This window comes from Halorubrum sp. Eb13, assembly GCF_002252895.1.
Lineage (GTDB): Archaea > Halobacteriota > Halobacteria > Halobacteriales > Haloferacaceae > Halorubrum.
In genome coordinates this window covers 60731-71132 of sequence record NZ_NHPE01000063.1, presented here as the reverse complement: position 1 = coordinate 71132, position 10402 = coordinate 60731, and the positions used below count along the sequence as shown (strand labels likewise).

The 10402-nt window shown below is 69.8% G+C and carries 12 protein-coding genes; 4 read left to right on the top strand and 8 right to left on the bottom strand.

What is annotated here, in order from left to right:
• Positions 1–585 (top strand): low molecular weight phosphatase family protein (locus tag DJ75_RS07470; protein ID WP_394338271.1); only part of this gene is annotated, 585 nt, incomplete at its 5' end.
• A 389-nt stretch (positions 586–974) separates the two neighbouring features.
• Here DJ75_RS07470 and DJ75_RS07460 read toward each other — a convergent pair.
• Positions 975–1547 carry a phosphatase PAP2 family protein gene (locus DJ75_RS07460; RefSeq protein WP_094523887.1) on the bottom strand — a complete coding sequence of 191 codons (573 nt, stop codon included), beginning with the start codon at positions 1545–1547 and terminating at the stop codon, positions 975–977.
• A gap of 61 nt (positions 1548–1608) precedes the next feature.
• Positions 1609–2310, bottom strand: a complete 702-nt coding sequence (gene nth, locus DJ75_RS07455) for an endonuclease III (RefSeq protein WP_094523886.1) — start codon at positions 2308–2310, stop codon at positions 1609–1611.
• Between the two features lie 137 nt (positions 2311–2447).
• On the opposite strand from nth, the gene DJ75_RS07450 reads away from it, so the two are divergent.
• Entirely contained in the window at positions 2448–2756 is a 309-nt protein-coding gene (locus DJ75_RS07450; RefSeq protein ID WP_094523885.1) for a cyclin, read from the top strand.
• Positions 2757–2805: 49 nt separating this feature from the next.
• Here the strand turns inward: DJ75_RS07450 and DJ75_RS07445 are convergent, their stop codons facing one another.
• The 6 genes from DJ75_RS07445 to lonB form a co-directional block, all read right to left on the bottom strand.
• The gene (locus DJ75_RS07445; RefSeq protein ID WP_094523884.1) at positions 2806–3444 is read right to left on the bottom strand and encodes a fibrillarin-like rRNA/tRNA 2'-O-methyltransferase; all 639 of its coding nucleotides are present in this window, start codon (positions 3442–3444) and stop codon (positions 2806–2808) included.
• A complete protein-coding gene (locus DJ75_RS07440) occupies positions 3441–4346 on the bottom strand; it encodes an NOP5/NOP56 family protein (protein WP_094523883.1) in 906 nt (301 codons plus the stop codon). The genes DJ75_RS07445 and DJ75_RS07440 overlap by 4 nt, the downstream gene beginning before the upstream one ends.
• A 78-nt stretch (positions 4347–4424) precedes the next feature.
• Positions 4425–4667: a hypothetical protein gene (locus DJ75_RS07435; RefSeq protein WP_094523882.1), complete on the bottom strand. Its 243-nt coding sequence runs from the start codon at positions 4665–4667 to the stop codon at positions 4425–4427.
• Between the two features lie 75 nt (positions 4668–4742).
• Positions 4743–5525 (bottom strand): CBS domain-containing protein, encoded by a 783-nt coding sequence (locus DJ75_RS07430; protein ID WP_094523881.1) that lies wholly within the window; start codon positions 5523–5525, stop codon positions 4743–4745.
• Positions 5526–5586: 61 nt separating this feature from the next.
• Complete coding sequence (locus DJ75_RS07425; protein ID WP_094523880.1) at positions 5587–6477, bottom strand: CPBP family intramembrane glutamic endopeptidase; 891 nt, start codon at positions 6475–6477, stop codon at positions 5587–5589.
• Positions 6478–6499: 22 nt separating this feature from the next.
• The gene (gene lonB, locus DJ75_RS07420; RefSeq protein WP_094523879.1) at positions 6500–8764 is read right to left on the bottom strand and encodes an ATP-dependent protease LonB; all 2265 of its coding nucleotides are present in this window, start codon (positions 8762–8764) and stop codon (positions 6500–6502) included.
• Between the two features lie 170 nt (positions 8765–8934).
• Here lonB and DJ75_RS07415 point away from each other — a divergent pair, with 170 nt between their 5' ends.
• Positions 8935–9465: a nicotinamide-nucleotide adenylyltransferase gene (locus DJ75_RS07415; protein WP_094523878.1), complete on the top strand. Its 531-nt coding sequence runs from the start codon at positions 8935–8937 to the stop codon at positions 9463–9465.
• A 57-nt stretch (positions 9466–9522) separates the two neighbouring features.
• Positions 9523–10389: an S-adenosyl-l-methionine hydroxide adenosyltransferase family protein gene (locus DJ75_RS07410; protein WP_094523877.1), complete on the top strand. Its 867-nt coding sequence runs from the start codon at positions 9523–9525 to the stop codon at positions 10387–10389.
• Positions 10390–10402: the final 13 nt, after the last annotated feature.

Below are 10402 nucleotides of genomic sequence, written 5' to 3'. Positions count from 1 at the left end.
GCGGATTCAACAGAGCAGTATATATCAATATATGTGTCTCATAGTAATTATCTTATCCGTACGAGAGTAGATCGGTCTATGATAGCAAATAACAATATCCGGCTCGACTTCGTCTGTGTCCACAACGCGGGACGAAGCCAGATGGCAGCCGCCTTCGCAGAGCGTGAGCGCTCTAAACGAGGGTTAGAAGAACTCGTAGAGATACATTCGGGCGGGACAGAACCCGCTGACGCCGTTCACGAAGAGGTCGTTGAGGCGATGGCCGAGGTGGGAATCGATATCGCTGGTCGGACCCCGAAGTGGGTCGCGGAACTTGAACAACTCGAAAACAGCGATTATCTGGTTACTATGGGGTGTTCTATCATGCAATTCGATCCTGCACAGTACGGCGTGGAGTCCCACGAGTGGGATCTCGTTAATCCCGACGGACAGGACATGGACACTGTCCGCGATGTCCGAGATGAAATCGAAGCCAGAGTAGAAACGCTGTTTGACGAGATCGAACGTCTCGTCGAAGAGGAACAGACGAATACAGACTCTTCAAGCGGTCTCATCACATCGATTCGAGATTCCCTGTCATTCTAATTGATGTCGCTGCCTGATGAGTGACCGGTTATCTGCTCATCTCGAACCAACGGTATTGGAAATTCACGCGGGCTCAGGTTCAACGATTTGTAGTTGATACCCTAGTACCGCCCCCTCCGCTACCGCTTCATACTGTTCCCGCCGACTAGTGAACTTACCAATCGTTGGCGGAGACCACGATACTTCGCTATTATCTGCGGTCATAGTGCTTACACAAGCAAAACCACAAGACAGCGAACGATTTTGGTGCGCAAGAACGGTGTTGCGGGGTGCTGTGCCGTCCTAAGCGCTACGCCTTTGGCCTGGCTCGGCAACCCGCGCGCGGACTACCGTACCCGAGTCGGTCAAAAATAGTTGTCGCTACGGGGGCGTCGACCGCGCCGGCGCCCTCAGATGTCGGCCTCGAACGGCAGGCGGTCGAGGACCGCTTCCTCGCCGACGCGGTCGAGGACCCACTCCGCGAACAGGACCGCGGCGATCCCCAGTCCGATCCCGAAGAGCGTGTCCGAGAGGTAGTGGGTCCCGAGGTAGATCCGCGAGAACGAGATGAGGGCGGCGAAGCCCGCGGTGGCCGCGAACGGGAGCTCGTCGGAGTTCCACGCGATCCCCGCGTACGCCGTGACGGCGGCGGAGTGCCCGGAGGGGAACGAGCTCGTGGTCCCGGCGCCGCCCTCGGTCACGCAGACCGGATTCGGCGGGAACGGGCGCTCGACGAGCGACATCAGCGCCCAGACGACGACGCCGAGCAGTGAGAGCGCGACGACGCTCTTAACGAACTCCTCGCGCCAGCCCGCGAGGTAGAACAGGCCGACGATCACGACGCCGGCCGTGACGGAGCCGAGGCCGGTCATCGACGTCATCATCTCGGTCAGGAACGGCGTGCGGACGGCGGCGACGAACTCGGCCGCGAGGCGGTCGACCCACCGGACCGCGCTCAGGACCGCACCGATCTGCGCGTGCATGCTTGCCCGGCCCTATCGGCCGGACGACCATAGGCGCTCGTCCTTCTGCGGGGGCTCGCAGTCACGCGCAGAACTCGCAGTCGCAGTAGGCCGCGCAGACGGGGTTGTCGCAGTCGGCGCCGCGCGCCGAACAGTGGGTCCGGCCGTGGCGGATCAACAGCACGTGGAGCGGGTAGATCAGCTCGTCGGGCACGAGCTCGTCGAGGGCGTCGTGGGCCGCCTGGTTCGAGGCCGACTCCGAGACGAGCCCGAAGCGCTTCGAGACGCGCTCGACGTGTGTGTCGACCGCCATCGTCGGCTTGCCGAAGTGGAAGTTCAGGACGACGCTCGCGGTCTTCGGACCGACCCCCTTGATCGCCGTGAGCCAGTCCTTCGCGTCGTCGGTCGGCATCGCGTCGAGGAACGCCAGCGAGTAGGCGCCGCCGGTCTCCTCGCGGACCGCGGCGAGCGCGCGCTGTATCCGGGCGGCCTTCTGGTCGGCGAGCCCCGCGACGCGGATCGTCTCGGCCAGTTCGCCGTGGGCGGCCGCCTCGATCGCCGCGAAGTCGTCGTAGCGGTCGAACAGCGCCGCCGCCGCCCGGCTCGTGTTCGCGTCGGCGACGTTCTGCGAGAGGATCGTCGTGACCAGCTGGCGCACGCCCTCGCCGGGCTCGGCGGTCGGGTCGGCGCCGTGCTCGGCCACCCTGTCCACCGGCTCGTACAGCGACACCAGGTCGTCGTGCAGATCGCGCACCCGCGTCTCGTCCCACGCTTGCGTGGACATACCAGACGTACGGGCGGCGTCGACTTCAGGGCGACGGACGGGGACCGACGAACGCCTCCACCGACGCCGCCCGAGCGCCCCGTCAGCCGGCCTCTCCCCGCGCGGCCTTTTTATGTCGCACCCCCCAACGTAAGGATATGTATCGAGCGAGCGATCGCGTCGACAACGCGGCGTGGATCGACCGGATCGACGACGCGTGCGCGACGCTCGACCTCGACGACGAGGCGCTCTCGACGGCGACGGACCTCTTCTTATCGCGGGCGCCCGACGACGACCGCGGGAAGCGCGTCGCCGCCGCCGCCAGCCTCTACGCCGCCGCGCTGATCCGCGGGCAGGAGCGGTCGCAGTCCGCCGTCGCCGACGCGATGGACGTCTCTCGGCTCTCCGTGCAGAAGCGGTGGAAGCCGATCCTAGAGGACGCCGGCTTCTCGCCGCCGACCTGGTAGCCGCGTCCGCGTCGGCGCGGTCCTGTTACTGCGGCGTCGGCACGGCCCGTTACCGCGGCGTCGCCACGACGCCGAGGTGGTCCTCGTGGTACCGGTCGAGCTGCCGCGTCTCCAGGATCTCGTAGGTCTCCCCGAGTTCGTCGAGCGCGGCCTCGAACACGTCGGTCGGCGCCGCGGTGGCGTCCTCGCTCCGCGCCTTCACCGCGAGCAGGAGCCGACCGTCGTCCGCGAGGAACCGCGCGTTCCGCGCCGCCACGGCCGCTTGCCCGCGGGTCGCCACGTCTTGGACGATCGCGTCGACGTCGGCCTCGACGACGTGCGCGTACGTCTCCGGCTTCCGGGCGTCCTTCAACAGCGGGAACAGCCGGTCGCGCGGCTCCGCGGCGTCGAGGAGGTCGCGGGCGGGGCGCGGGGCGAACTCGACCGCGTACGTCGGCCCCGCGAAGTCGGCGACGTGGCTGACGGTCGTCCCGCTGGCGGCGCCGAGGTACAGGACGGTTTCCCCGCCGGTCAGCCCGGTGTCGAATCCGAGCTCCAACATCCCGCCGAGCTTCGAGCGCTCCGGGTCCCACGCCCGCCAGCCGTCGGCGGTCGGCTCGCCGTACACGGGCGGGCCGCGCGTCGCGAGCCGCGTCTCGCCGGCGATCTCGCGGCGTTCGACGCCGTCGGGGAGCGAGGGGTCGCTCACGGGTCACCCCCCGCGTCGGCGGCGTCATCCGCCGCCGCGTCCGGCTCCGCCCGCGCCCGTATCGTCGCCATCCGCTCGCGGAGCTCCGCGTGGAGCGTCTCCCGGCGCTCCCCGGCGTAGTGGTCGACGCGGGCCGCGAGCGTCAGCTTCCCGGCGAGCGCGCGCGCGGCCGACCCGCGGTCCTCGGGCCGGGTGTTGCGGACGTAGTCGTGCGTGTAGATGATCCCGTGTTTCGGGGATGGGGCGCGCCCGGAGAGGTGCGCGAACAGCGCGTCCTCCGCGCCGAGCACCTGCACCGTGCCGGAGGGCTTCTTCGCGAGCGACTCCAGCCCGCCGGCGAGGGCGATCAGCCGCGCCGCGAGCTCCGGGCCGGCCATCTCGGCGAGGTTCGGCGCGACCGAGGGCGCGATCCGGTCGATCGACGCGGCGAGCGCGTCGCGCTCGTCGGCGAGTCCGACGACGCGCTCCGCGAGCGACACGGCCCGGCGCTCCAGCTCGCTCTCGGGCTCGCGGTCCGCCACCGCCCGAGCGCCTTCGATACCCGGCTCCGCGTCGTCAAACAGGCTCCCCGCCCACTCGGCGGCGCGCTCGGCCAGCTCGTTGGCGGTGCGCTCGCAGTCGTCCATCGCCCGCACGGCGTGGATCAGCTGCCGGTCGTCGGCGCGCTCGCGCTCGCGGACGGTCGCGCGGGTCGCCGCCACGGTCGCCCCGTGGAGCCGGTCGTAGTAGTCGTCGGTCGACTCCGCGAACCCGGAGCCGACGGCGAGCGCCGGCCAGTCGCGCGGCTCCTCTGCCTCGCCGTCCGAGATCCGATCGCGGGCGGCCTCGGCCGCGTCGCCCCCGGCCGCCTCGTCCGCGGCGCGGCCCGCGAACCAGCCCGCGTCGGCGTCGGTGTCGGTCATTACCGGCGGCTACTCGTCCCCGGCGTATAGGCGTTCCCGAACGGCCACGGGCGCTCGGCGGCCCGACCCGTCGCCTCGCTATGCGGTCGCCGCGTCGTCGGCCTCGTCGAGCGCTTCGTCCTCGTCGTCCGACCGCAGTGCGGCGAGGAAGCCGCCCGGATCGGACCGGACATCGGCGACGGTCGCGCCGGCGAACGCGCCGAGCGCGGCGCCGCTGCTCGCGGCCTGTCGACTGATCAGTCCGCCGACCGCGGCGCCGGCGGCCCCGCCGACCGCGGCGAGCGTTGCCCGGGAGAGTGCGCGTCGGATGCGAGATCCCATGGCCGATTCATTTCCGTCTAATTACATAAATCCACCCGTCGTCGACCCCGGTCGCCGACGGTCCGCGTTCCTCGGTCACTGCAGCCGCTTGGTCGTCTCCACGAGGGGGTGTCGCGCGTAGTCGACGATCTCGATGTCGGTGATGTCGTCTAACCCCTCCTTCTCGGCGGTCTTGGCCATCCCGAGGTCGACCGCGCGCTCGGGGACGATCACGTACGCGTCCATCGTCTCGATGCCCGCCTCGTGGGCGGCCATCACCCGGTGGTGGCCGTCGGCGAGGTGGAGCGTGCCGCCGTTGTCGATGACGACCAGCGGCTCCGCGAGCCCGCGCTGCAGCTCGTACTGACGCCCCTCCAGCTCGTCGGCGTACACCCGAGCCTGCGTCGGGATGAGGTCGGTGAGCCGGACCTCGCGGCGCTCCTCCGAGAGCGCGACGCCGTGGATCTGTTCGAGGGTCCGCATCAGCTTCCCGACCTTGCTGGGCGTGGCGCGCTCGATCTGCGAGCGGACCACGTCCGTGTTCGAGATGATCCCAACGAGGTTGTCGGCGTCGTCGACGACGGGGAGCCGCTGGATCCCGGAGCGGAGGATGACCCGGGCGGCGTCGGTCACCTTCATGTCCGGGTGCGCGACGATGAGGTCGTCGGACATCACGGTGAAGACGGGGGCCTCGTCGTCGGCGAGCAGCAGGTCGGCGGCCGAGACGAACCCCTCGACGGTCCGCCCCTGCGTGACGGGGAACCCGTTGTGACCGTCGCTCTCGGCCATCCGCCGCGCGACCTCGCCGACCGTCTCGTCGGGGCTGACGGTCTCGACGTCGCGGGTCATGTACTCGCCGACGGTCGGTTTCCCGCTCATCGTCCGTCGTTCGTCCCGGTGGAATAAAAAGGGGGCGGGGCGCTTCCCACCGCGGGACCCGCTACGACCGCTCGTGAACGGCGAACTCGACGGCGTTGACGACGTAGTGGGCGACGACCGGGACGAGCAGGCTCCCCGTGGCGACGAACAGCCCCGCGAGCGCCAGCCCGAGCGCGCCCGCGACGACGATTCCCAACCGCCCCTGCGCCCCGTGGCCGAGGCCGAAGGCGACTGACGAGCCGACCGCGAGGAGCCACGGGTCGACCGCGAAGCCCGCCGCGAGCGCGCCGACCAGCGCGCCGCGGAACAGCGCCTCCTCGAAGACCGCGACGACCGGGAGCGCGACGATGAGCAGCAGGACCCACTCGCCGGCCGTCCCGGGAGCCATCGCTGCGCGGAGCCGGTCCGACGGCGCGAGGCCGACGCGCGAACCCAGTCGGGCGGCCGCCTCGTTGCCGGTGGTGAGAGCGATTCCCGCGGTGACGCCGACCGCGACGAGCGCGGGGGTCCCCAGCGACGCGACTGGCCCGACGCCGAGCGTCGGGTGCGTCCCGCCGACGCCGAACGCCGCCGCCGGCACCGCGGCCCACCACGCGACCGCGGCGAGGACGACGAGTCCGCCCGCCTGCGACGCGGCGGCGTTGAGGAGCAGCAGTCGCGTCGTGAGGACCGGGCGGTCGTCTGGCCGGCGGATCGCGGGGACGGCCCCGGTGTCGGCGGCTCCCTCGACGCCGGGAGCGTCGGGGTCGCTCTCGGTGTCGGCGGCGTTCCCGTCGGCTTCCCCTCGGGGGTCGCGACCGGCGTCACCGACGTCGCTCGGAGCGTCGCTGACCTCGTCCCGGGAGTCGGCGATCCGGGCCCGCTCCAGCAGTCGCTCCGAGCGACGAGTCAGAAAGAGAAGCGACAGCGTCAGGGCGGCGGCCGCGAGCGCGAACGCCGCCCAGTCCGGCATCTGGTGCGGTGTCGAGGCGGTCTTACTGCGGGCTCGGGCTGGAGGGACCGGAGACGCTCCCCTCCTTCAGGGCCGAGCCGGTGATCGACTTGAGCCGGGAGACCAGCGAGTCCTTCTCGGCCTCGCCCTCCAGCGCGATGTCGAGCACCTCGCTGATGTGCGAGACCGGGATGATCTCGACCATCTCCTTGTACTCGTCTTCGATCATCACGTCCTGCTCGTTCGCCTGCGGGATGATGACCCGGGTGCAGCCGGCCTTCGCGGCCGCCTCGATCTTGTGGGTCACGCCGCCGACGGGGAGCACGTCGCCGCGCACCGACAGCGAGCCGGTCATCGCGAGGCTCTGGTCGACGCCGACGTTCTCTAACGCGGAGATGACGGCGGTCGCGACCGTGATGGACGCGGAGTCGCCGTCGACGCCCTGCTGGCCCGCCTGCACGAACTGGATGTGGATGTCCATCTCCGAGATGTTCTCGTCGGAGAACTTCTTGATGATCGCGGAGACGTTTGACACCGACTCCTGGGCCATCTCCTTCAGCTGGCCCGTGGCGATGACCTCGCCGGGCCCCTGCGAGGGCGCGACCTCGGCCATCACCGGGAGCATGATCCCGGAGTCCTCGCCCATCACGGCGAGCCCGTTGACGCGGCCGACGACGTAGCCGTCGGAGACCTGCAGCTCGTAGTCCTTCCGGCGCTCGATGAAGTCGTCCGCGAGCTGCTGTTCGATGGAGCGCGAGCGCCCCTTCGCCTGCAGCACGTGCTCGCGGGACGTCATCTCGGCGTCCTCGCCGCGGGCGATGTCGCCGGCGACGCGGACCATCCCGCCGAGGTTCCGCATCTTCAGCGTGAGGTGGCCCTTCCGGCCGGACCGGCGCTTGGCTTCGAGGATGATCTCCTCGACGGCCTCGGCCGTGAACTCCGGCAGGCGGCCGTCCTTCGCGACCTCCTGGGCGATGAACCGGACGTACTTCCGGCGCATCTCCGGGGTGTCCTCGATGGTGTCCTCCATGTACACCTCGTAGCCGTACCCCTTGATACGGCTCCGGAGGGCCGGGTGCATGTTCTCCATCGCGTCGAGGTTCCCGGCCGCGATCATGACGAAGTCGGTCGGGACGGGCTCGGTCTGGACCATCGCGCCCGAGGAGCGCTCGGACTGGCCCGTGATCGAGAACTCGCCCTCCTGGATCGCCGTCATGAGGTGCTGCTGGCTGCGGATGTCGAGCGTGTTGATCTCGTCGATGAACAGCACGCCCTTGTTCGCCTTGTGGATGGCCCCGGCCTCGACGCGGTCGTGACTGGGCGTCTCCATCCCGCCGGACTGGAACGGGTCGTGCCGGACGTCGCCGAGCAGCGCGCCGGCGTGCGCGCCGGTCGCGTCGCGGAACGGCGCCGTCTTCGTGTCGCCGTTGTTCACCAGCAGGTTCGGGATCATCGCGTCGGAGCCGCGGTTGAGGTAGCGGAAGACGAGGTAGACGACCCCGGCGGCGATGATGCCGACGAGGATCTGGCCGACGATGATGAGCGCGTAGCCCAGCACGACGGCGATGATGATCCACATCAGCAGCGACCGCATCTGGTTGCGTTTGCGCGCCTCCTCGCGGTGCGCGTCGACGATCTGGTCGCCCTTCCCCGCCGGCACGGTCCGGACCTTCGGCTTGTTACCGTCGTCCGGGTTGTGGTAGACGAGGACGTCCTGCAGCTCCTCTTTCGGGAGCAGCTCGGACATCGCTTTCGCGAGCATCGACTTCCCGGTCCCGGGCGAGCCGATCATCATCACGTGCCGGCGCTGCTTGGCCGCCTTGATGATCACGTCGCGGGCGTGCTCCTGCCCGATCACCTGGTCGACGAGGCGGTCGGGGATCTCGAGTTCGGCGGTGGTGTCGATCTTGAGTCCCCCGAGGAGGTCGTCCTCGTCCGGGTCTTCTTCGATCTCGGCACCCTCGACCTCGACTGAGCTCCCGAGCTCGTCGATGTCGCCGTCCTCGCTCTGTTCGGTGACACCCTCGGGGGTGACGCCGGTCTCGTCCCCGTGACCCGGCTCGGCGTCGTCCGGGCGCGGGTCGTCGTCGACGACGATCCCGTCGTCCCAGACCTCGTCCGGCTCCTCGCGGTCCGCCGACTCCTCGGCCTCGTCGGCCTCGCCGGGCGCGCGAGCGCCGTCGTCGGGAGCGACGTCGTCGGGGGCGTCCTCGCCGTTCCCCGCCGGATCCGAGGCCTCTGACCCGGTTTCGTCCGGGTTCTCGGGGTCCTCGGTCGGCGGGTCGTTCGCGTCCTTTTCGTTGCTCATAGAATCGGATATCGCTATGAAAAACGAAGGGTCGGCTACTGATATACTTTCTCCCCGCGGGCGATCCGTTGAGACACAGAGAAAACGGTCCATGAGCGGCTATAGGCACCGATATCTCCGTTTGGGGCGTCCCACGGGGTTTATAAATACTGGCCGCCCAACGTGGATCCATGCGCGGGTTCTACATCGGGCGGTATCAGCCGTTTCACGACGGACACCGGCACATGGTCGAGGAGATCGCCGGCGAGGTCGACGAGCTCGTGTTGGGGATCGGTTCCGCCGGCGACTCCCACACCACTCGGAACCCGTTCACGGCCGGCGAGCGCGTGATGATGGTGACGAAGGCCGTCGAGCACCTCGACGTCACCACCTACGTCGTGCCCATCGAGGACCTCGACCGCAACTCCGTGTGGGTGAGCCACGTCCAGAGCATGACCCCGCGGTTCGACGTGGCCTACTCGAACAACCCGCTCGTCGTCCGGCTGTTCGAGGAGGCCGGCGTCGAGGTGCGCGGCTCGCCCATGTTCCGCCGGGACGTGTTGGAAGGGACGGAGCTCCGCGAGCGGATGATACACGGCGCCGACTGGGAGGCGCTGGTCCCGGAGGCCGTCAGTCGCGTGATCGAGGAGATCGACGGCGTCGAGCGCATCCGCCGGATCGCCGAGACCGACACGAACGGCGAGCCCCCGATGGACGCGTAGTCGCCGATGGACGCGTAGTCGCCGCCTTTTAGGAATCAGCCGGCGTTCGGATCGCGTATGATAACGCTCGCCTCGGACTTCGGCTCGCCGTACCCCGCCGCGATGAAGGGCGTGATCCGACGCCGCACGGACGCCGAGATGATCGACGTCGCCCACGACCTCCCGCGCGGCGACCCGCGGGCGGCCGCGTTCTGGCTCCGGTTCGTCCTCCCGGAGTTCCCGCCGGCCGTCCACTGCGCCGTCGTCGACCCCGGCGTCGGCACCGACCGGGACGCGCTCGTCGTCCGCGCCGGGGCCCACGTGCTCGTGGCGCCCGACAACGGGCTCGCGATGCCGCCCGCGAGGGCGCTCGCCGAGCGGTCGGCGGCGGAGAGCGCCGGCGCGGAAGCGGGAGGCGACGCCCCCGACGTGGAGGCGTTCGCCGTCGACGTCGACGACCCCGCGAGCCAGACGTTCCACGGCCGCGACGTGTTCGCTCCGGTCGCGGCGCGGGTCCGCGCTCGGCTCGACGAGGGGTCCGCGGCCGCGGGTCCGGAGGGAGTCGCCGCCGCCCTCGACTCGATGGCCGACCTCTCGCCCGCGAGCGACCCGGTCGACATCGCGTTCCCCGAGCCGACCGTCGAGCGCGACGAGGACGGCGACCCCGTTGCCGTCGACGGCGAGGTGCTCGTCATCGACCGGTTCGGTAACGTCGTCACGAACGTCCCGGGCGAGCTCGTCCGCGGCAGCGACTGGATCCGAGTCAACGGCGAGCTCACGCCCGTCGCGGAGACGTTCGGCGCGGTCGATCCGGGCGACCGACTCGTCACGATCGGGAGCCACGGCTACGTGGAGTGCGACGTCAACGACGGCCGCGGCGACGGGGCGTTCGAGCTGCGGCCGGGCGACGAGGTTCGGCTCGTCGGCGACAACGTGAGTATCTGAGCGGTCGCGGGGG